This is a genomic window from Parasphingorhabdus sp. W113, assembly GCF_055693205.1.
This window is the reverse complement of record NZ_CM146328.1, coordinates 1,624,504-1,645,502: the sequence shown is the minus strand read 5'-3', so window position 1 is coordinate 1,645,502 and position 20,999 is coordinate 1,624,504. Positions and strand designations below refer to the sequence as shown.

The 20,999-nt window shown below is 57.5% G+C and carries 18 protein-coding genes; 12 read left to right on the top strand and 6 right to left on the bottom strand.

What is annotated here, in order from left to right:
* The first annotated feature begins 15 nt into the window (after positions 1–15).
* Positions 16–1,959: a peptidylprolyl isomerase gene (locus ACZ1GS_RS07810; protein ID WP_472697900.1), complete on the top strand. Its 1,944-nt coding sequence runs from the start codon at positions 16–18 to the stop codon at positions 1,957–1,959.
* A gap of 42 nt (positions 1,960–2,001) precedes the next feature.
* Positions 2,002–3,510 (top strand): anthranilate synthase component I, encoded by a 1,509-nt coding sequence (gene trpE / locus ACZ1GS_RS07805; RefSeq protein ID WP_472697899.1) that lies wholly within the window; start codon positions 2,002–2,004, stop codon positions 3,508–3,510.
* A 25-nt stretch (positions 3,511–3,535) separates the two neighbouring features.
* On the opposite strand, the gene ACZ1GS_RS07800 is transcribed toward trpE, so the two are convergent.
* On the bottom strand, positions 3,536–3,838 hold the full coding sequence (locus tag ACZ1GS_RS07800) for a polyhydroxyalkanoic acid system family protein (protein ID WP_472697898.1): 303 nt from the start codon (positions 3,836–3,838) through the stop codon (positions 3,536–3,538).
* Between the two features lie 151 nt (positions 3,839–3,989).
* Here ACZ1GS_RS07800 and ACZ1GS_RS07795 point away from each other — a divergent pair, with 151 nt between their 5' ends.
* The 7 genes from ACZ1GS_RS07795 to lexA all read left to right on the top strand — a co-directional run bounded on the left by ACZ1GS_RS07795 (position 3,990) and on the right by lexA (position 9,331).
* Positions 3,990–4,574, top strand: coding sequence for an anthranilate synthase component II (locus ACZ1GS_RS07795; RefSeq protein WP_472697897.1), 585 nt, complete (start codon positions 3,990–3,992; stop codon positions 4,572–4,574).
* Positions 4,571–5,098 (top strand): YcxB family protein, encoded by a 528-nt coding sequence (locus ACZ1GS_RS07790; protein WP_472697896.1) that lies wholly within the window; start codon positions 4,571–4,573, stop codon positions 5,096–5,098. Before ACZ1GS_RS07795 ends, ACZ1GS_RS07790 begins: the two co-directional genes overlap by 4 nt.
* A gap of 6 nt (positions 5,099–5,104) precedes the next feature.
* On the top strand, positions 5,105–6,094 hold the full coding sequence (gene trpD / locus ACZ1GS_RS07785) for an anthranilate phosphoribosyltransferase (protein ID WP_472697895.1): 990 nt from the start codon (positions 5,105–5,107) through the stop codon (positions 6,092–6,094).
* 10 nt (positions 6,095–6,104) lie between these two features.
* Complete coding sequence (trpC, locus tag ACZ1GS_RS07780; protein ID WP_472697894.1) at positions 6,105–6,902, top strand: indole-3-glycerol phosphate synthase TrpC; 798 nt, start codon at positions 6,105–6,107, stop codon at positions 6,900–6,902.
* On the top strand, positions 6,899–7,369 hold the full coding sequence (gene moaC, locus ACZ1GS_RS07775) for a cyclic pyranopterin monophosphate synthase MoaC (RefSeq protein WP_472697893.1): 471 nt from the start codon (positions 6,899–6,901) through the stop codon (positions 7,367–7,369). Before trpC ends, moaC begins: the two co-directional genes overlap by 4 nt.
* Positions 7,366–8,550, top strand: a complete 1,185-nt coding sequence (locus tag ACZ1GS_RS07770; RefSeq protein WP_472697892.1) for a molybdopterin molybdotransferase MoeA — start codon at positions 7,366–7,368, stop codon at positions 8,548–8,550. Before moaC ends, ACZ1GS_RS07770 begins: the two co-directional genes overlap by 4 nt.
* A gap of 88 nt (positions 8,551–8,638) precedes the next feature.
* Positions 8,639–9,331, top strand: a complete 693-nt coding sequence (lexA, locus tag ACZ1GS_RS07765) for a transcriptional repressor LexA (RefSeq protein WP_472697891.1) — start codon at positions 8,639–8,641, stop codon at positions 9,329–9,331.
* 12 nt (positions 9,332–9,343) lie between these two features.
* Here lexA and ACZ1GS_RS07760 read toward each other — a convergent pair whose 3' ends face one another.
* Positions 9,344–11,620, bottom strand: a complete 2,277-nt coding sequence (locus ACZ1GS_RS07760; RefSeq protein WP_472697890.1) for a ComEC/Rec2 family competence protein — start codon at positions 11,618–11,620, stop codon at positions 9,344–9,346.
* A gap of 31 nt (positions 11,621–11,651) precedes the next feature.
* On the opposite strand from ACZ1GS_RS07760, the gene gltX reads away from it, so the two are divergent.
* The gene (gene gltX, locus ACZ1GS_RS07755; RefSeq protein ID WP_472697889.1) at positions 11,652–13,070 is read left to right on the top strand and encodes a glutamate--tRNA ligase; all 1,419 of its coding nucleotides are present in this window, start codon (positions 11,652–11,654) and stop codon (positions 13,068–13,070) included.
* Positions 13,071–13,160: 90 nt separating this feature from the next.
* Positions 13,161–14,390 (top strand): citrate synthase, encoded by a 1,230-nt coding sequence (locus ACZ1GS_RS07750; protein ID WP_472698096.1) that lies wholly within the window; start codon positions 13,161–13,163, stop codon positions 14,388–14,390.
* A 74-nt stretch (positions 14,391–14,464) separates the two neighbouring features.
* On the opposite strand, the gene ACZ1GS_RS07745 is transcribed toward ACZ1GS_RS07750, so the two are convergent.
* The 4 genes from ACZ1GS_RS07745 to ACZ1GS_RS07730 all read right to left on the bottom strand — a co-directional run bounded on the left by ACZ1GS_RS07745 (position 14,465) and on the right by ACZ1GS_RS07730 (position 18,562).
* Positions 14,465–15,841, bottom strand: coding sequence for a sensor histidine kinase (locus tag ACZ1GS_RS07745; protein ID WP_472697888.1), 1,377 nt, complete (start codon positions 15,839–15,841; stop codon positions 14,465–14,467).
* Entirely contained in the window at positions 15,841–16,896 is a 1,056-nt protein-coding gene (locus ACZ1GS_RS07740; protein WP_472697887.1) for a hypothetical protein, read from the bottom strand. The genes ACZ1GS_RS07745 and ACZ1GS_RS07740 overlap by 1 nt, the downstream gene beginning before the upstream one ends.
* A 50-nt stretch (positions 16,897–16,946) precedes the next feature.
* Complete coding sequence (locus tag ACZ1GS_RS07735; protein WP_472697886.1) at positions 16,947–18,149, bottom strand: hypothetical protein; 1,203 nt, start codon at positions 18,147–18,149, stop codon at positions 16,947–16,949.
* 104 nt (positions 18,150–18,253) lie between these two features.
* Positions 18,254–18,562 carry an Hpt domain-containing protein gene (locus ACZ1GS_RS07730; protein ID WP_472697885.1) on the bottom strand — a complete coding sequence of 103 codons (309 nt, stop codon included), beginning with the start codon at positions 18,560–18,562 and terminating at the stop codon, positions 18,254–18,256.
* A 68-nt stretch (positions 18,563–18,630) separates the two neighbouring features.
* On the opposite strand from ACZ1GS_RS07730, the gene ACZ1GS_RS07725 reads away from it, so the two are divergent.
* Positions 18,631–20,967 carry a coiled-coil domain-containing protein gene (locus ACZ1GS_RS07725; protein ID WP_472697884.1) on the top strand — a complete coding sequence of 779 codons (2,337 nt, stop codon included), beginning with the start codon at positions 18,631–18,633 and terminating at the stop codon, positions 20,965–20,967.
* Positions 20,968–20,999: the final 32 nt, after the last annotated feature.

The window sequence follows — 20,999 nt, the reverse complement described above, 5'->3', positions numbered from 1 at the left end:
AAATGCAGCTTCTTCATGATCAAATTTTTTCGCAATATCTTCTCGTCCAAAATCGGTTTGTTCCTGACCATGGGCTTTGTCGCGCTGATCGCGGTGGCCTTTGCTTCGGCTGATGTCTCCGGATCCGGTGCATTTGGCGGCGTTACGGGGTCCGGAACCGCAGCCCAAGTCGGTGAAGCCAAGCTGACGACGGCGGAACTTAGCCAATCGGTCAACAATGCCTTTCGCGCCGAGCAGCGGGAAAATACCAGCCTCGATCTAAAGACCTATGTCGAGCAAGGCGGCTTTGACGGGATATTGGATCGCCTGATCAACAGTTTTGCAATTTCCGCCTTTGGCAACAAATATGGAATGACCGCTGGCAAGCGACTGGTCGACGGTGAAATTGCCAGCATTCCCTCCTTTCAGGGTGCTGACGGTCAGTTCAGTGAAGAGAATTTCCGGCGCGCGCTGCAACAGCAGGGCATCAAGGAACAGCAGTTGCGCGATGATTTCACGCGCAATCTTCTCGCCGACCAGCTGCTCCCCGTCGCCGGTTTTGGCGCTTCTGTTCCGCAGCGACTGGTATCACCCTATGCCTCGCTCTTGCTCGAAGCCCGCCAAGGCCAGATTGCGATTGTGCCATCGGCCGCGTTTATCGAAAATATGACGCCGGCCGGACCAGCGCTCGCAGCATTTTATTCGAAGAACAGCTCCCGCTACACGATCCCTGAGCGGCGAACCATCAGCTATGCGCTGTTTTCCAAGGATCGCTTCAACGAGTCGGTCAAACCGACCGACAAAGAGATTGAAGGCTATTATACCCTCAACAAGGCCCAATATGCGGCGAGCGAAACCCGCAATATTGATCAGGTGATACTGCCAACCAAGGCCGCCGCCGAAGCCCTGGCCAAGACTATCGCCGGGGGGCAATCTATCCAGGCCGCCGCCCAATCTGTTGGCCTGTCCGCTGCCGAAGTGGGGTCGCTTACCAAACAAGCTCTTGCAGGCACGGCATCCCAGGCCGTTGCAGACGCCGTCTTTTCCACTCCGGCCAATGGCGTATCCGCTCCGGCACAGAGTGAATTGGGCTGGCACATCGCCAAAATTCAAGGGATCCAGCAACTTCCCGGTAAAACACTTGCCGAAGCCCGCACCGAAATTGTTTCGATCCTGACCCGCGACAAGATCGATGAGGCATTGGCTGAATTGACCGTCAAGATGGAAGATGAATTTGCCGCCGGGTCTTCGTTTGAAGATGTCGCCAATGCCGAACAGCTGAAGGTGGAATCAACGCCGATGTTGCTCGCCAATGGTCAAAATCCGAATGACCCCAATTATCGTCCAATTCCCGAGATGCAGCGGATATTGCCGGTGGCTTTTGCGGTGGATGAGGATTCCGATCCACAGGTTGTCGAAATCATTCCCGGGCAGCAATATGCGATCATGAACGTGCGCGAGATTACACCCGCCGCACCGCCGCCACTGGAAGCGATCAAGGAGCAGGTGACTCGCGACTATTTGCTGGATGCCGGATCCCAGAAAGCGAAAACTCTGGCCGATGCGATTGCCAAGCAAGCCAGCGGCAGCGACAGCCTAAGCAAGGCTATTGCGGATGCCAAGGTCAGCTTACCGAAAATTGAAACCATCCGCAGTACCCGGGCCGACCTCGCCCGTCAGAGCCAGCAGGGCCAGGTCCCGCCGCCACTTTCGTTAATGTTCAGCATGGCGGAGGGCACCGCCAAGACGCTTCGTGCACCGCAGAATCAGGGCTGGTTCGTCGTGGTTCTCGACAAAATTGACCGCGGGGATGCTTCGGAAAGACCGGATCTGCTCAACGCGACCAGCGCCCAGTTCAAGCAGGTTTTCGGAAATGAATATACCGAACAGTTTATCAACGCCATGAAGGCCGATGTCGGCGTCGAGAAAAATGACGATGCTTTGACGGCACTGCGCAATCAGCTTGTTGGTCGCAACTAACATGCGACTATCGCTGCCATTTCTGATCTGATGACGGGCGGCATGGGTATCGCGGCCGCGCTTTCGGCGCTGGCAGACAACCGCCCTGCCCTGATCTGGCGCAAACAGGTTGCGGACACCGAAACACCTGTATCTGCCGCGCTGAAGCTCATGACACCGGATCGTGGCGATTTTCTGCTGGAATCGGTCGAAGGCGGCGAAACACGCGGACGACACAGTCTGATCGGCCTGGCGCCTGACCTTGTGTTCCGGGCCGATGACGACCAGGCCGCGATCAACGCACAATGGCTGACCGATCGCGACGCGTTTGAACCGGAACCGCAATCCAGCCTTGATGCGCTGCGCACCTTGGTCAAACAGTGCCAGATGGACGTACCGGACGGCTTGCCGCGCGCCCTTGCCTGCCTGGTTGGCTATTTCGGCTATGAAACCATCGGCCTGGTCGAGAAATTACCGCGCGCGGCCCAGTCGGAGCTGGCCCTGCCCGACATGCTGTTCGTCCGGCCCACCGTAATCGTCATTTTCGATCGACTGGCCGATGAATTGTTCCTGGTGGCGCCGGTCTGGCCCGAGACCAGCGGCACTGCCGAGACCAAGATCGCCCAGGCGCAGGACCGGCTCGATGCTGTCGAGCGGCAATTGCAGGCGCCGATCCCCGCCCTTGCGACAAAGGTGGAGCCCGTCGATCCCGAGAAGTTAAGCTTCACTCCGCAAGTCGCCGCGGCCGACTATGAATCGATGGTTCTGAAAGCCAAGGACTATATTCAGGCCGGTGACATTTTTCAGGTTGTGCTCGCCCAGCGGTTCTCGACCCCGTTTGCGCTTCCGCCGGTTGAGCTTTACCGGGCCCTCAGACGGATCAATCCCTCCCCGTTTCTGTTCTTCCTCGATCTTCCTGGCTTTGCGTTGATTGGGTCGAGTCCCGAAATATTGGTGCGCGCGCGCGATGGTGAGGTAACGATCAGACCGATTGCCGGCACCCGCCCCCGTGGCGCCAATGCGTCTGAAGACAAGGCGAACAAGGCCAGCCTGCTGGCCGACCCCAAGGAGCGGGCCGAACATCTGATGCTGCTCGACCTTGGGCGCAATGATGTCGGCCGCGTCAGCACCGCCAGCTCGGTCACTGTGACCGACAGCTACACGGTCGAGTTTTACAGCCATGTGATGCATATTGTCTCGAATGTGGTCGGCGAACTGGCCCCCGAAAAAGATGCGCTCGATGCACTTTTCGCAGGATTTCCAGCGGGTACGGTCAGCGGTGCCCCGAAAGTCCGGGCCTGTGAAATCATCGCGGAACTCGAACCGGAAACCCGCGGGGCTTATGCCGGAGGGGTGGGTTATTTCTCACCGGACGGCAGCATGGACAGTTGCATTGTCCTGCGCACCGGAATCGTCAAGGATGGCATGCTCCATGTCCAGGCCGGTGCCGGCATTGTGGCGGATAGCGACCCGGCCTATGAGCAGCGCGAATGCGAGGCCAAGTCCGGCGCCCTGTTGGCAGCCGCCCGGGAAGCGGTCCGGCGAGCCCAGGATATCGGTTTCGGTCAGTAACATCGCATTGCTGCGAGCCCGTTGATTATTCGAGCATTTTGGGCGCTTCTTTCTGAAGCTTTTCCTTGATCTTGTTCGCGAACATCGCGAGCAATGGCGGCAGGTCAAAAACCGCATAAACCTCGTCATCCCGCACCTGCATCTGACTGCCGATCCGCTGGCCCATGGCTTCGAGCGTACAATGCATCGTGTCGCCTTCCCAGTGATGGTCTTTTACCGTTGCCCCCGGGACGGTTTCGCTGAGCGTATGAATGCCCTTGCCGATCCGCTGGCGGGCTTCATCGACTCCCAGTTTATGCGGAATATTTACGGTAACCGGCTCGCCCATGCATCTTCTCCCCTGACATCGTCATATCAGCCTGATACTGCGGGTCAATGTTGTGAGGGCGATCCACTGTCTCGTGCTCCAGTCACTGCACCGCAGAAATACTTGGTGTCCCTACTTGGCGGCGCGGGTTTTTCGCATTAGGCACGCTGGCATGATCCTGGTTATCGACAATTATGACAGCTTCACCTTCAATCTGGTCCATTATCTGATGGAATTGGGCGCCGAGGTGCGTGTCGAGCGCAACGATGCCCTGAGCGCGACCGACGCCATTGCTACTGGCGCCGATGCGTTCCTGATTTCGCCCGGACCCTGCACCCCCAATGAAGCCGGCATATCCCTCGATCTCGTGGCCGCCTGTGCGGATGCCGCAAAGCCTTTGCTCGGCGTGTGTCTCGGGCATCAGAGCATTGGGCAGCATTTTGGTGCTCAGGTGGTGCGCGGCGGGTTGATGCATGGCAAGACCTCGCCGGTCACCCATGATGGCAGCGGCCTGTTCGCCGATATCCCCTCCCCGTTCACGGCAACCCGCTACCACTCGCTGATTGTCGAGGACATTCCTGCATGTCTGCCGGTGAATGCCAGCGCCGCAGACGGTTCGGTCATGGGTTTCCGTCATGAAAGCCTGCCCATTCACGGGGTGCAGTTTCATCCCGAAAGCATTGCCACCGAACATGGCCACGCGCTGCTCGCCAATTTCATGACAATGGCGGGGCTGCAACCGAAAGCTCTGGCATGACCGACAAGCTCACCTTCACACCCAATGAAGCGGACTTGCGCGCCGCCTATGGCTTGCATCTCCAGCGCTCGGGGTGGAAACGGATGGGCTATCTGATGCTGTTCGGCCTCGCGATCGGCCTGTTCCTTGCGGTCCTGGAAGGCTTTGACAGTCCTGCACAGGTCGTCGGCATTGTCCTGGGCATGACCTTGTGGGCCGGCCTGGTTGCTGCGATCATGCAGTTTCTGCTCCCGCGCTGGTGGGTTCCGCGGCTCGCGCGGAAAATCTACAAGCAGCAGAAGGATCTCCATCTCGAAACCGAAACCTGGTGGGATGATGACAAATTCTATTCGGCCAACGCCCAGGGTCAGGCGCATTTTCTGTTCAGCGATTTGACCAAATGGCGCGGCAATGACGATATTGTGTTGCTTTACCGGTCGGATCAGCTGTTCAACTTTCTGCCCGGACGTATCTTTACCGACAGTGCTCATCGCGACGGGCTGATCCGGCGGATCGAACAGGCCGGTGTTTCAGGAGATAATTAAACCATCATGTCCGCTCTTCCCAACCCCCAGACCGCCTTGTCCGAATCCGATGCGCGCGCGGCATTTGCGGCCATTCTCGACGGGCGCTGTTCTGCTGAGGATATCAGCGCCTTCCTGATCGGACTGGCCGACCGCGGGGAAAGCGCAACCGAAATTGCGGCCGCCGCACAGGAAATGCGCAACCGGATGATCACCGTCAATGCCCCTGACGGCGCGATTGATGTTTGTGGCACCGGCGGCGACGGCAGCCACAGTCTCAACATCTCGACCGCGACATCGCTGGTCGTCGCCGCTTGCGAAGTGCCGATGGCGAAACATGGCAATCGCGCGGCATCCAGCAAATCCGGAGCCGCCGATACGCTTGAAGCGCTGGGACTCGACTTGTCCAAGGCGGCGACTGGCGGGGCAGAATCACTACGCGACATTGGCATCGCCTTTTTCTTTGCTCCCAATCATCATCCCGCCCTGGGGCCGCTGGCGCCGATCCGCAAGGCACTGGGCCGGCGCACGATTTTCAATCTGCTGGGGCCACTGTGCAACCCGGCGCAAGTGAAGCGCCAGCTTATCGGCGTCGCATCGCCAACCCTGATACCCGTCTATGCCGAAGCGGCATCCCGACTGGGGTATGACAAGGTGATGATCGTTTCGGGCGATGAAGGCCTTGATGAATTGAGCATATCAGGTCCTTCCCAGGTTGCGGTGGTCGAAAATGGCACAATCGTCCAGAGCCGCATCGCACCCGAAGATCTTGGCCTGCCGCGCCATGCTGCTAACGCGATTAAAGGGGGAGACGCAGCCTATAATGCTGCGGCGCTGCGGGATCTTTTGCAGGGCAATGCCTCGGCCTATCGGGATGCTGTTGTGCTGAACAGTGCCGCAGCGTTGATGGTCGCCGGCGAGGCCGATAGCTGGGAGGCCGGTATCGAAGAGGCCGCCGAGGCGCTCGACAAGGGACTGGCCAACGCGCTGCTCAACTGCTGGATTGCCAATCAATGAGTATCGCCCGATGAACAAGCTTGATGAAATCTGCAACGCCAAGCGCGCCTATGTCGCGGAACGCAAGACCTTGATACCGCAATCGGCGGTCAACGAAAAGATCGATACGCAATCGGTAGCGCGCGGCTTTGAAAAAGCGATTGTGGATCGGTCGGCAGAGGGCTTTGCCTTGATTGCCGAGATCAAGAAAGCCAGCCCGTCCAAGGGTTTGATCCGCGAAGACTTCAATCCTCCGGACCACGCGCGGGCCTATGCAGCTGGCGGAGCGGCCTGCCTGTCAATCCTGACCGATGCGCCCTATTTTCTCGGGACGGACGACTATTTTACTGCTGCCCGCGCCGCTGTTTCCTTGCCTTGTTTGCGCAAGGATTTCATGATTGACCCTTGGCAAATCGCGGAATCTCGAGCGCTTGGCGCCGATGCGATCCTGATCATCATGGCGGCTCTCGACGACGGTCTCGCCAGCGAACTGGAAGCCGCTGCGCGCGATTTTGGCATGGATGCGCTGATTGAAGTGCATGACGAAGAAGAGCTGGAACGGGCGCTCAAACTCCAATCCCGTCTGCTTGGAATCAACAACCGCAATCTCAAGACGTTTGAGACCAGTCTCGATCAGACCGAACGCCTCGCCAAATATGTCCCCGACGACCGCATCATGGTGTCAGAAAGTGGTATTTTCACCCATGATGATTGCCAGCGTCTGGCACAATGTGGCGCGCGCAGCTTTCTGGTCGGAGAATCGCTGATGCGTCACGCCGATGTCGAGGCCGCGACGCGCGCATTATTGAACGGCGAGGAACAGTCATGAGCAAACTCACCCACATAGATGGTGATGGCGCGGCCCATATGGTCGATATAGCGGACAAAGCCGCCACGGTCCGCGAGGCCCGCGCCGAGGGCGTGATCGAAATGGCCGAAACCACTTTGTCCGCCATTCGCGCCAATGCTATGAAAAAGGGTGATGTGCTGGCAACCGCCCGCATCGCTGGCATCATGGCCGCCAAGAAGACCAGCGATCTGATCCCGCTATGCCATCCGCTCGCCTTGAGCAAGGTTGCGGTGGAATTCACTTATCTCGAAAACGGCATCAAAGTCACCGCGCTGGCGCGCCTGACCGGCAAGACCGGGGTCGAGATGGAAGCGCTGACTGCTGCATCCGTGGCGCTGCTGACCATTTATGACATGGCCAAGGCGATGCAGAAAGACATGGTCATCCGTGATGTTCGCCTGATCGCCAAAACGGGCGGAAAATCGGGGGACTGGACCGCAGCGTGAAGCCGCTTCTTCCTCTTGAGGACGCGCAAAAGCGCATCATTGCGATGGCGCGCCGCCTGCCTTTGGAAACGCTTGCGATCGATCAGGCCCGCGGGCGTTATCTCGCAGAAGACTTGCTGACCTTGCGCAGCCAGCCTGCCGGGGACATGTCGGCGATGGATGGTTATGCCATTCGTTTTGCAGACCGGGACGGGCCATGGACAATGGTGGGCGAATGCAAGGCGGGCAGCCCGCCCTGCTCGGCCATTGGGTCAGGCGAAACCGCGCGCATTTTTACCGGTGCCCTGATGCCCGAAGGGGCCGATACGGTCGTTCTGCAGGAAAATGTCTCCGTAAACGGGGATCAGATTAGCCTCGAGGCAGATCCTTCCAAAATGCGCGGCCAGCATGTGCGCCATCAAGGGGGTGATTTTCGTGCGGATGACATCGCCTTGGACGCTGGCACCCATTTGCATCCCCGGGCCCTGAGTCATGCCGTCATTGCCGGCCATGCCACCTTGCCGGTCCATCAGGCACCAGCGGTTGCGATCCTGTCTACCGGCGACGAATTGCGCGAGCCGGGCGTTTCTTTGACACCGCACCAGATTCCGGCCAGCAACGATGTCATGCTGTCAGCGATGATGGCCGAAATACCGGTTAAAACGCGTATGATTAGCCGGGTTCCCGATCGCCTGGACACCGTTTGCACCGCGCTCCACAGCGCCCGTGATTGTGACGTCATCGTAACCATTGGTGGCGCTTCGGTCGGCGATCACGACCTCATTGCCCCGGCCTTTGACCGGCTCGGGGGCCAAACCGATTTCTGGAAGATTGCAATGAAGCCCGGCAAGCCGCTCATGGCCGGCAAACTCGGAAATTCAATAGTAATAGCATTGCCCGGCAATCCCGGATCCGCCTTTGTCACAGCCACGCTGTTTCTTTTGCCCTTGCTCCGTTTCATGGCCGGCGCCAAAAAATATCTCCCGCACACAGGTTCGGCCCGGACGACGGCGGACCTACCGCCAACCGGTCAACGCGCCGAGTTTCTCCGGGCCTTTGTCGACGGCGACATGATTACCCCCTATGCCAGTCAGGACAGCGCCAAATTGTCGGTTCTGGCAGCCGCCAATGCGTTGCTCATCCGTCCGGCCCATGCCGACCCCGTCGCCGAAGGGAAAGCAGTTTCTTTCATTGCGATTTAGGCGAAACGGATGGGGAACAGATAAGACTTGACTTATCCCGGTTTGTTTCATAATTGTTCTGTATTCGTTCTCTATATAGGACCGTAGCATGCTGACACCCAAACAACATGAACTGCTCTGTTTCATTCATAATCGATTGGAAGAATCGGGTGTATCCCCGTCTTTTGAAGAGATGAAAGACGCACTGGGCTTGAAATCGAAATCGGGTGTGCACCGGCTGATCAGTGCATTGGAAGAACGTGGCTTCTTGCGGCGCCTTCCCAATCGTGCACGGGCACTGGAAGTGATGAAATTACCCGAAGGCGGTGCGCTGAAATCGGCCCCGTCCAACGTCGTCAGCTTGGCAGCAGAGGCACCAAAACCGGCACCGATGCAGGAAATCCCCGTCGCCGCCAATGATGTTATCGAAATCCCCCTCCACGGCAAAATTGCTGCCGGTGTGCCGATCGAGGCGCTTGAAGGCCAGTCGGCGCTCAGTGTACCGGCGGCGCTTTTGGGTTCCGGCGAGCATTATGCGCTGGAAGTATCCGGCGATTCCATGATCGATGCTGGCATATTGGACGGCGACTATGCGCTGATCCAGCGGACGGAAACGGCACGCAACGGCGAAATCGTCGTGGCCTTGGTCCACGAAGAGGAAGCGACGCTGAAATATCTGTTCAAGGATAGCGGTCAGGTGCGGCTTGATCCTGCAAACCCGGCCTATGAACCGCAGGTCTTCGGGCCTGACGAAGTCCGTATCCAGGGCAAGATGGCTGGGTTGTTGCGTCGTTACAATTAGCAAGCTGGCCTCTTAGGGGGCTTTCAGAGTTTCTCTCTGGATGCCCGCCGGATCGACCACCGGGTCGCGGACCGGAAGCGGGTCACGCGGCTTTAGCCGGATCCAATGATGGCGACCGGTGCGCTGCAGGACGGTCAGAACCTTTCTTTTCGACAAATCGACTGTCATGCCGCCGGTTTGCGCGAGCAAAACCTTGTCCGCCTTGAACCAGCGCGGCTGGCAGCTCGCTGGCAAACGGCGTTCGCTGATCACGATATCGGCTCTGCGGCAGGCGGCGGACAAGGAAAGAGCCGGAATATAGTAGGAACTCCGCGTGGCAAGGATGATCCACTCATGACCAGAGCGATCCTCAACTGTCACCGCGCAGCTGTCGGCGTTGCAGTCCGCACCGGGCCAGTCTTCCAAGGCGGTTGCGGCCTCTGAAATTGCGGCGTTTTCCAGTATCATGTCCCGGATAAAATCACCGCTGCGATTGCGCAACATCGCTAGCTCTCCTGCTTTGGACCGAATAGCCAGATGGCGGCCATCGCCCGTAATATAGAGATCGGGTGGATGACCACTGGCCACCATGGCTATGCCGAATGCCACTGGAACAGCGCCCCAGAACCGCCACGCACCGCGCCACAGCGCCAGCCAGAGACCACCGGCAATCATCAAGCCGAAAGCGCCATGCGCCATAGTTGATATCAGGGTTACCGAACCGGGACGACTGGACACGAAATGGGCCAGCCAGAGCAAGCTATTCAAGGCGTTTTCAGCGGCGAACCATAGCGGCGCCCCCCACCCGATACTGTCGAGGGCGAGCGCCAGTGCAATCAAGGGCATGATCACGAACGTGGTCAGCGGGATCGCAACGACATTGGCCAACGCGCCGTAGACACCGGCCTTGTGAAAATGAAACAAGGCAATCGGCATCAACACCAGTTCGACCAGCAATCCGGTCAGGAACAGCGCCAGTATGAAGCGCCCGATCCGCTTCGCAAGCCGCTCTTCCCGCCGCAGGAATAGCGCTTTGATACGCGGATGCTCGTGCATCGCGATTATTGACGTAACGGCTGCAAAACTGAGCTGAAAGCTGGGACCAATGAGGGATTCAGGCCAGAACAGCAGGACGAGCAGTGCGCCGGCGGCGACCATCCGCAAGGTAATGGCGCTGCGCCCGATCAGCATCGCCATGAGCACCAGCAAGGCCGCGACACAGGCCCGGATCGTCGGCACCTGCGCGCCTGTCAAAAAAGTATAGGCAAGGGCCGCAACAGCCGCACAACCCGCAGCGATGAGCGGCAGTCTGACGCGTACCGCCCATCCGGGAACGAGCGCCAAGATGCGCAGCACCAGAATGTAGACAGCACCGACAACGGCTGTAACATGCAGACCGCTGATCGAGAGGAGATGAGCCAATCCGCTGTGGCGCATGGCGTCGGCATCCGCCTCGCCAATCGCGCCGCGATCACCGGTCGCGAGCGTTGCGCCAATGGCCCCTGCCCCCTCTGCCATTTGCTGCTGGACGTGGCGGGACAATTCCCGGCGATATCGGGCAAAGGCGAAAATCGGTTTGGCGCGGGACACGACCGTGACATTGCCGAGCAATTGTCCGGTCGCGCCCAATCCGAGAAACCAGGCCCGCCGGGAAAAGTCATAGGCCCCCGGTAACGCGGCCATCGCCGGGGGCATCAGACGCGCCCGCAAAGTGATCACCGATCCCGCCGGCAAGGATTGCGGCATTTTCACCAGCGGGACGTTGACCCGGACCCGCGGAGGGATATCCGATGTGCCAGCGGTTCGCAGCGTCAGGCGCACCTGATCGCGCGCCAGAACAATCTCCGATCGCTCAACCGCAGCGGTAAACGTGGCCACGATAGGTCGCTCTGGCACCGGCCCGGCTACCGTGACAGACCGCAGCCAAATCAGCGCACAGCCCGCAGCCGTCACCGTCACAAAGATGAGCAGAGCCCTTGCGGTCCGGCTATGGCCTGCTGCGCTTTTGACAGATAAGGCCAACCCGCCACAACCGAGCAGAAAACCGCACCAAAGACGCCAGTCGGCGAGCAGGAACCAGATCGTGATTCCCAGTCCCAGCGCGACCGGCGCCCACAGCGCCAGTTGATCACGCTCTTTGTCCAATTGAACTTCAAGCCATTCGAAAATCGCCCAAATTCCAAGATATTCAAGCAATTGTCGTCGGTGAAACGCCATGCTAAGGGGCAGATCAATTAAACCGGCCCTGACCCGCATTCCGAATGATTTGGAAAAGGCGCTGTCAGCATCCGGATCCTTTTCATTCCGCATTTTTCGGGCTTAACACAGGAATTTTTCGACCGTGAATCCAGATCCCAATCGAACAGTGGTAACGCGCTTTGCGCCGTCACCTACCGGTTTCCTTCATATCGGCGGCGCGCGCACCGCGATGTTTAACTGGCTTTTTGCCCGCCATCACGGTGGCAAGGCTCTGTTGCGGATTGAAGATACCGACAAGGCGCGCTCAACCCAGGCCGCCATTGATGCGATTCTGGAAGGGCTCGACTGGCTGGGTCTCGACTGGGATGACGAACCTGTTTTTCAATCTGACCGGGCCGCACGCCACGCCGAAGTCGCCCATCAATTGCTGGACAGCGGCAATGCCTATAAATGTTTCGCAACCCCGGAAGAGCTGACCGCGATGCGCGAGCAGCAAAGGGCGGAGAAGAAACCGATGCGCTATGATGGCCGCTGGCGCGATCGCGATCCGGCGGACGCTCCGGACGGCGCGCCCTATGCCATCCGGCTAAAAACCGGAACCAACGGCAAAACAACAATTTCTGACGCGGTTCAAGGCGATGTATCCGTCCAGAATAGCGAGATCGATGATTTCATCCTGCTGCGATCCGACGGCACACCGACTTATATGCTGGCGGTGGTGGTTGACGATCATGACATGGGTGTCACCCATCTGATCCGCGGTGATGATCATCTCAACAACGCTTTTCGGCAATTGGCCATGATCCGCGCCATGGGCTGGCCGGAACCGGTTTACGCCCATATTCCGCTGATCCACGGCAATGACGGCGCCAAATTGTCCAAGCGCCATGGCGCCTTGGGCGTTGAGGCCTATCGGGACATGGGCATCATGGCGGATGCCATGTTCAACTATCTGCTGCGGCTCGGCTGGGGACATGGCGACGACGAGATTATTTCCCGTGCCCAAGCAACCCAATGGTTTGATCTCGCCGGGGTGGGCAAATCGCCCTCGCGCTTCGATGCCAAAAAACTCCAGAACCTCAATGGTCTGTACATCCGCGACGCAGAGGATAGCGCGCTGGTTGCACTGACCGGACCTTGGTTGGAAACCGCATTGGAACGCGCCATGACCGCCGCTGAAACGGAATTGCTCGAGCAAGCCATGCCGGTTTTGAAGAGCCGTGCAAAAAATCTTATCGAATTGGCCGATAATAGCCTTTTTCTCTATAAAAAACGTCCACTTGGCCTCGACGAGAAGGCCCAAGCTCTGCTAGATGCTGACGCACGGCAGCTGCTTGAATCGATTCATTCTGCTTTGGACGCGCTCGACAATTGGACGATCGAGGCGACCGAAGACACGGTTAAGGCGATAGCAGAGGCCGCCGAACTGGGGCTAGGAAAGCTTGCACAACCCATGCGGGCCGCCTTGACCGGCAGCACCAGTTCACCTGGAATTTTTGACGTGCTGATACTCTTGGGCAAAGAAGAGTCATTGGGCCGTCTCGCAGATCAGATAAAATAACCTGAACTTTTCAGGGGCAGAAAGGAAAATATTGTGGGCGACAATAGCGCAGACTTTAAAATTAACGGCAACAATCATGAATTTGCCGTCATGAAGGGCACCGAAGGCCCGGATGTTGTAGATATCCGGAAGCTCTATGCCCAGACCGGCGCTTTTACCTATGATCCCGGCTTCACATCCACTGCCAGCTGTGAATCCGAACTGACGTTCATCGACGGTGGCGAAGGCATTTTGCTCCATCGTGGCTATCCCATCGAGCAGCTCGCCGAACATAGTTCGTTCATGGAAGTGGCCCATCTGCTGCTTCGCGGCGAATTGCCGACATCGGATGAATATGATGATTTCACCAACACCATCACCCGTCACACCATGTTGCATGATCAGCTGCGCGGTTTTTATCAGGGTTTCCGACGCGATGCCCACCCGATGGCCATCATGTGCGGCGTCGTCGGCGCGCTTTCTGCTTTTTACCATGACAGCACCGATATCAATGATCCGCAACAGCGGATGATCGCGAGCCACCGGCTGATCGCCAAAATGCCAACGATTGCGGCGATGGCGTATAAATATGCCGTCGGACAGCCGTTCCTCTATCCCGATAACAGCCTCAGCTATACCGGCAATTTCCTACGGATGACCTTTGGTGTCCCGGCAGAAGAATATGTTGTTGATCCCGTCATCGAGAAAGCCATGGATCGGATTTTCATTCTCCATGCAGATCACGAGCAAAATGCCTCAACCTCGACCGTTCGTCTGGCGGGCTCTTCCGGCGCCAATCCGTTTGCCTGTATCGCGGCCGGCATTGCCTGCCTGTGGGGCCCTGCCCATGGCGGCGCCAATGAAGCGGCGCTCAACATGCTCCATGAAATCGGTCATCCCGATCGCATTCCGGAATATATCGCCCGCGCCAAGGACAAGGATGATCCGTTCCGTCTGATGGGCTTCGGACACCGGGTTTACAAAAATTATGACCCCCGCGCGACCGTCATGCAGAAAACCGTCCGCGAGGTTTTTGACGCGCTCAAAGTGAACGATCCGGTCTTTGACGTGGCCCTGCAACTCGAAGAAATGGCGCTCAACGATCCGTATTTCAAAGAGAAAAAGCTGTTCCCGAACGTCGATTTCTATTCCGGCATCATCCTTTCAGCCATCGGCTTCCCGACCTCGATGTTCACCGCTTTGTTCGCCCTCGCCCGCACCGTCGGCTGGGTGGCCCAGTGGAACGAGATGATCTCTGATCCCGGCCAGCGCATCGGGCGCCCGCGCCAGCTCTACACCGGCCCGACGCATCGCGACTATGTTCCGATCGGCAGTCGCTAGGATCAACAAACAGAATTGATGAAAAAGGGGCAGCAATGCCCCTTTTTTATGGCGTTTTTTGGCTCAGTTCGATTCTAGCGGGCAGGAATAGCCAAGGTGAAGCTTGTTCCCTTCCCAGGACTGCTTTCAACGGACAGCGTGCCGTCCATTGCTGTTGCAAGCCGTTTTGAGATAAACAGGCCGAGACCGCTTCCACCATCACCAGATCGCCCGAGGCGTTCGAACTTTTCGAAAATTTTCTGCTGATCGGCTTCCGCTATGCCATCGCCCTGATCAGTAACGGTAATTGTCGCCATATCACCGACTTGCTTGACCCGGATCTTGATCACCGAACCGTCGGGAGAATAGCGGATCGCGTTGCCGACCAGATTCACCAGGATCTGCAAAACCCGACGAAACTCGCCTTTGGCCGGGAGTTCCTGCCCTTCGTCGGGTACATCGATACGAATTTGATGGTCGGCCGCTTTAACTGCCAGCAGACCAGCGACCCGGTGCGCCAGATCAACGAGATCGATATCATCAGCCGCGACGGAAAAGCCGCTCCGTTCGATTGCTTCCAGGTCGGACAGATCATCAACCAGATCCATCAGGTGCCGACCGGCAGACGCGATATCGCGCGCATAGCTGGCATAGTCGCCGCGCAACGGCCCTTCCAGACGGTTACCGATGGTTTCTGCATTGGCGATAATTTTGCCCAGTGGCTGGCGCAAGGCGGGGCCCAATTGTGATCCGAACAAGGATTCGCTGATCAAGTTTCCTGCAGGCACAGGTGCCAGATTGCCGGCTTCATCGGAAGGCGTTTCCAGCGTAAACCGATAGCCCGAGAACAGACCGCCATTGTCGAGCAAAGGCTGGCCCGAAAGACGGAATGCGCTCTCTTGTCCATCGATACGACGAATGTTCATCCCGCGAATGGGTTGCCGTTCCGCTACCCGTTCGATCAGGTTGTCCTTTTGTGCGGTCGGCTCAAAGGCGAATATGTCCAGCAACGATCGGCCGACCAGTGTTTCACCAGCGCGCAAGTCTCCGGGCAAGGACAGCGCCATGATCCGTAGCGCGCCATCAGTCCGAATAGAGCCGCGTCCGCGTAACTTGTCGAGATCGCGTTCCCGACTTCGCTGCGTCGCGGCGACGGTCGCCGTTGGGACTTCTTTCCAGTCCACAATGCTGATCGCTATTCCATCAGCCTGGTCGCCCTGCTGGAGCCTGGTTTCAACCCACAAGTTGATCTGCATATCGTCATCGGCCGCCTGCACCGAGCGCGACAAATTCATGTTCAATTGCCGGCTCAATCGGCAGAGATTGGCAAGTTGCGGTATGGCCAGCGGGCCACCTTCGCGGCCGCCGCAATGCAGATGCAAATTCAACAATAGCGGATCGGCCGAGATCAGACGCCCATCACCATTTACTTCCCCACGCACGGGTTCAGCCAGATTACCGGTGATTGTCATCAGTCAACCAGGCCCTGTTGGTGACGAGACAATTTTTGCCGTGCCTCCTGAAACAACCGGTTTGCCGCCCATTTTTCGACCAATACGGCGGACTCCTCGCTATCGGTCTCATGATAGCTTGCGGTGGTTAGCATCTGACCGCCATGATCCAGGGCACCAAAAATGGACAACGCATGCTCGACCGGCATCCCCACAGCGCGAAGAACAATTACCAACCGCGCCATATTGGGTTCAGCGGTATAGCTGATCAGTTGATCGACGGAGATTCCTGAACGATTGGCCAGTCGTGCAAAGAACAGATCCAGACCGTCATGCAAAGGATGCGGATCGGTCATGTCTGTCGCTTGCTGATCAACCAGTTGCGCCAATCGCTGGGCGCCGCGTGCGACAGATAGCCCCTCATCGTGGCGGGCGAGCAACAGTTCTGCTGCTTTGGGCAGTTCCGGACCGTCATAGTCGGTCAATTGCCCGATTGCAGCAGCCACCGGCCAGACCAGCGTGAAAAGAAGCTCTGCAGGCATTCCGGTAATGCTCGCACTGATCGGAGCGGTTTCTGCACCGTTGCGGCTTTGCGCCACCAGCAACGCCATCGCAGCGTCTGCAATCGAAGAGTCCGGATGATCAAGATATCGCGCCAATGCCGCTTCGAGATCGACTTGCGATATTTTCTGCAGCAGACGCGCGGTCAATTCCGCGCGCTGAATGGCGACAAAAACATGTTCCATGAGCGCTTTGGATTGCAACAGGCCTGACCGCTCGAGCGATGCGTAGCTATAGGCCCGTCGATCATTGCCAATGGCAATGATGTTCTCCTGGGTCACTCCCAGTTCTTTAATAACGATGAGGCTGAGTTCGGCTTCAATTTCCTGCACTATCGCATGCAGAAACTGGCGGCCGTTTGACAGCATCCGGTCTGAAATTGCGATGGTCGATTTCGGGAAGAGCGCCGCGGCCAAATCGTCGGCGATCTGGCTGCCGGACATGTCCATAGCAGCTGCTTGCTGGACAAGCCCCAGATCCAGATCACGCACCATTGAAAAATCTCGCTTCGCCATGGAGTTAGACCTACAATAATGTGGTTAACATCTGGCTAAGTGCAACCGGTCTATTTGTCGGAGGTGTAGCTCGCGTTGTCCGGACATTCTGTCATTTGCGCGCTAACGGCGTAGATCATGCAAAACAGCGCCGCGACATAAAGCCCCCAGACAAAATATCCTGCGGCTGCGGCCAGAAATAATATCAGCAAAATCAGAATATTAGTTGGCCGAAATAGCCCTGACAACGGATGAACTGCTACTGATCGCGCCAGCCAGAAACCGCCTAGGAGCAAAATCAGGATCACCAGATTGGCCACCAGCAGCGTCGGCGCGGACAGCCGAAAGACCGCAACTGTCAAGGCAAGCGCTGTCAGCAAACGCACGATATTGTGCCAATGGTCCGTTTTTCCGGCATCGGTCCGAAACAAACCCATCCGGTTCCGCATTTGCATTACTAGGCCCGCAAGAAACAAAATGGCGATCATCCAGACTGGATTTGTGAAATAGGCCAAGGGCAGCGCAAGGGTTGCAACGGCCAGGCCGAACCAACCCAAATAGCGGTCTGCCCCTTCCCGCTCCCACAACCGGGGAAGCGCTTTGCGCATCATCGGCCACCCCATATAGCGATCCAGGAAATTGGATTCGGCGAGGCGAAACCGGTTCAAATGGTGCTCGGTATGGATCGTAATATCTACAGGCCCGTGCAGTTGCGCAATTGCCCCTTCTTCCATTTGTGAATCGGAAATGATCTCGCGCCGACAATCGGACTGGACCGCGGTCCGCAACAGTGCCGATCCGGTATCCCAGTCATCCGGAACATCGGCCAGTTCCGATAGCCTGGTTGCTTGCAGGAGTGCGATACCTAGCCAGCGATGATTGAGATCGATCCGCTCAAACCGTTCATAGGCAGATCCATTGTCCACGACAAAAATCTGCTCTCCGCTTGCCTTTTGCAGATGGTCGATCATCCTCGCATCGGGAAGGATGCCGTCACCCAGATAAACCAGATCGTCGGTCGGCCCAGCATAGGCTGTGAGATCCTTGCTACTCCGCACAATCTCCGCGGAGAGCCCGTTGCGCTTGAGATCATCGACATATTGCAGCACCGGACCATGCATGGTTGGACTGAGGATGATGATTTTCTCGGCCCCGACGCGCACGCTGTGGGCGACTTGGAAATCGATAATCCGGCTGTCAAAAAGCGGCAAAAAACCGACCGGTCCTGTGCCGTTTTCTTGCTGCAATGCGAGGGAAATTAGTGCCAGTCTCAAGTAACCATCCTATATACAGCAGGCTCTGCTGCGATCCCTATAGGATCTCGGATGGACGCGTCAAAGTGATATATCAATCCGGCTGCGGCAAGCGCCGAGGCCGATTAGTCGCGGTGCGATTCTATCGTCGACAGGGCGCGCTCCAGCTTGGCAATGATCGTCGGTTCCCCGGGCGCAGACTCGGCCGCTTCATCGGCCAGGCGCATCACGCCGGTCGCTCCAAAACTCGCGGCCAGGCCTTTGAGACGCCAGGCGGCATATTGCCAGTTGGCGTCACAGCGCGAGCGGCGCAACAAGTCGACCTGGCGGTTCGCGCTCTCCAAAAACGCAGCGCGCAACTCTGCAATGAGTGACTGATCGTCGCCAACTGCGGCGGCCAATGCCGCATCTAAAGCCCCATAATCAAATGACATGAGACTTTCTTACGGCTACATGGTTAACTTATAGTTTCTCCACGCACGATTTATGGTAAATACGACTCATGACAAGCGGATCAAAAATCATCGGGATGTGGCGTGACAGCGGGGAAGAAACCCCTGCGGATCACGTGGAGTTTGACGAAGACGAAAGCGGCAAAGCGCTGGAACGTCTGGACAAGGCAGAAGAGGAAAGTTCGGAAACCGAGGCAATTCAAGATGTTGCCGACGAAGACGAGTGGAATCACTATGCCGATGACGAGGAGACTACATCCTCTTCCGGCAGCGTCATCCCCCCTTCTTTGCTCGCAATTGCCGCGCTCGCATGGACCGGCTTTTTCGGCTGGGTCCACCGCGACATTTTTACCACATTTCCGTCGATGAAGGCCGGTATCGAGCTATTTTCGCAATATTGTTTACCTTTGGCGACGATGATTATCCTCTACATGCTGTACATGCGCAACAGCAGCCGGGAAGCGAATCGGTTCACTGATGTTGCCTCGGCCTTGCGGCAGGAATCCGAGCAATTGGAACATCGGTTGAAGACCGTGAACAATGAACTGTCCATGGCGCGCGAATTTCTTGCGCAGGAAACCCGGGAACTCGAGACCCTCGGCAGCCAGTCATCCGAGAAACTCAATGAAGCGGCCGGCAATATCAAGTCGGTGCTCAATGACGGCCTGACAAAGATGAACAAGCTCGATGATGTGGGTGCCGCCGCCTACAAGAATCTCGAACAGCTGCGCAAGCATCTGCCGGTGGTGATCAACACGGCCAAAGACGTAACCAATCAGATCGGCAATTCCGGTCGCGCCGCACAAACCGAAATCGCCGCGATGATCGCATCGCTGACGAAAGTTGGCGAAGTGGGCACCAATGCCAAAGCCAGTCTCGACAGCCTGACCCAACGGTCGGAAGAATCACTGGAGCAGCTTGCTGTTACCGCTGAATCGATCAAGACCAAGATGACGGCGCAACTCGAAGAATCGGAAACCGGGGCGGACCGCATTGCAGGGGTGCTGAAAACGAGCTCGTCCGAAGTGATTGACGCGCTCAACGAAACCCGCGCGACTCTCGCCAAGGAAAATTCTGAATCAGCGCAGGCGATCAAGTCCGATCTCGAGGCACTCGAAGCGACGTTGGAGAAAGTCGGAACCGCAGCGGACGAAGAGGAAGCGCGGCTCAAGGCGCTGGTCGACGATCTTAATGAAAAAGTCGTCGGAATATCCGCCAACGTGGCTCAGCTCGACAATGAAAGCGGCGAGAAAACAGCGAAGCTGGCCTTTGCGATGACGACGCTCGAACAGAAAAGCGATGCGCTGAAACAATCAATCGAAAGCGGCCACGGCACGGCCGATGGCATGATCGAGCGGATGGAAAATCTGCTGATTGCGCTCGACAGCGGCGCACGCGAACTCGACGAAACCCTGCCCGCCGCCTTCGACCGGTTCAACGAAAAGTCGGAAGGCAGCTTCATGCTGTTCGACCGGATGACCGAACAGGCCAAGAAAGTCGGTGAGGCTGCAGAAGAATCGGTCACCAAATTCGAGAAGTCGGATGAAGCGATTGAAGAACAGCGCGCGAAGCTGGCGAAATTGAGCGAAGATGGCACCATTGCAACCGCCAATGTCGTTGAGCGCATTGCGGGCCTCGAAAAGGCCTTGCAGAGCGTCCGGGAACAGAATGAAGCGCTGACAGAAAGCGCCGGCGAAAAACTGATCAGCGCCCTGCTCCGGGTCAAGGACACCGCGCGACAAGCATCCGATCATTCCCGCAAGGCGCTCGAAAGCGCGATCTCGGGATCAGCCGAATCCTTCGAAAAGGTCAGCGAGGAAGCGCTCAACCGGATCATCGACGAGAAAATCGCATCAATCGCGCCGAAGCTCGAAAGCGCGGTGTCCAACGCGGTGGCGACCACCCAATCGACCGCTGGGCATCTGACCGACCAGTTGGCTGCGATTGAAACGATGACCACCAATCTCGAACAACGCATATTGTTCGCGAAGGAAAAAGCCGAACAGAGCAGCGACGAGAATTTCACTCGCCGGGTAGCGCTGTTGACGGAATCGCTCAATTCGACCGCTATTGATGTCAACAAATTGCTGTCGAACGAAGTGACCGACACCGAATGGGCCGCTTATCTGAAAGGCGATCGCGGGATTTTCACGCGCCGGGCAGTACGCTTGCTCGACGCTGGTGAAGTGCGCGAGATTCTCGCTGAATATGACGGCAATTCAGAGTTCCGGGAGCATGTGAATCGCTATATTCATGATTTCGAGACGATGCTGCGCGGCATTTTGTCGACGCGGGATGGCAGCGCCATCAGCGTGACCTTGCTGTCTTCCGATATCGGTAAACTCTATGTGGCTCTGGCGCAGGCAATCGAGCGTTTGCGGAGCTAGGCAGGCGCGGCTCGACCCGACTGCCAGTCAGC

Excerpts from the sequence above, each read along its gene's own strand:
- ACZ1GS_RS07745 (WP_472697888.1), bottom strand. The coding sequence starts at position 15,841 with ATGACAATCACCGGTAATCTGGCTGAACCCGTGCGTGGGGAAGTAAAT.
- ACZ1GS_RS07740 (WP_472697887.1), bottom strand. The coding sequence starts at position 16,896 with ATGGCGAAGCGAGATTTTTCAATGGTGCGTGATCTGGATCTGGGGCTT.
- ACZ1GS_RS07810 (WP_472697900.1), top strand. The coding sequence starts at position 16 with ATGATCAAATTTTTTCGCAATATCTTCTCGTCCAAAATCGGTTTGTTC.
- ACZ1GS_RS07750 (WP_472698096.1), top strand. The coding sequence starts at position 13,161 with ATGAAGGGCACCGAAGGCCCGGATGTTGTAGATATCCGGAAGCTCTAT.
- ACZ1GS_RS07800 (WP_472697898.1), bottom strand. The coding sequence starts at position 3,838 with ATGGGCGAGCCGGTTACCGTAAATATTCCGCATAAACTGGGAGTCGAT.
- ACZ1GS_RS07725 (WP_472697884.1), top strand. The coding sequence starts at position 18,631 with ATGACAAGCGGATCAAAAATCATCGGGATGTGGCGTGACAGCGGGGAA.
- ACZ1GS_RS07795 (WP_472697897.1), top strand. The coding sequence starts at position 3,990 with ATGATCCTGGTTATCGACAATTATGACAGCTTCACCTTCAATCTGGTC.
- ACZ1GS_RS07760 (WP_472697890.1), bottom strand. The coding sequence starts at position 11,620 with ATGCGGAATGAAAAGGATCCGGATGCTGACAGCGCCTTTTCCAAATCA.
- ACZ1GS_RS07730 (WP_472697885.1), bottom strand. The coding sequence starts at position 18,562 with ATGTCATTTGATTATGGGGCTTTAGATGCGGCATTGGCCGCCGCAGTT.
- lexA (WP_472697891.1), top strand. The coding sequence starts at position 8,639 with ATGCTGACACCCAAACAACATGAACTGCTCTGTTTCATTCATAATCGA.
- ACZ1GS_RS07790 (WP_472697896.1), top strand. The coding sequence starts at position 4,571 with ATGACCGACAAGCTCACCTTCACACCCAATGAAGCGGACTTGCGCGCC.
- moaC (WP_472697893.1), top strand. The coding sequence starts at position 6,899 with ATGAGCAAACTCACCCACATAGATGGTGATGGCGCGGCCCATATGGTC.
- trpC (WP_472697894.1), top strand. The coding sequence starts at position 6,105 with ATGAACAAGCTTGATGAAATCTGCAACGCCAAGCGCGCCTATGTCGCG.
- trpD (WP_472697895.1), top strand. The coding sequence starts at position 5,105 with ATGTCCGCTCTTCCCAACCCCCAGACCGCCTTGTCCGAATCCGATGCG.
- trpE (WP_472697899.1), top strand. The coding sequence starts at position 2,002 with ATGGGTATCGCGGCCGCGCTTTCGGCGCTGGCAGACAACCGCCCTGCC.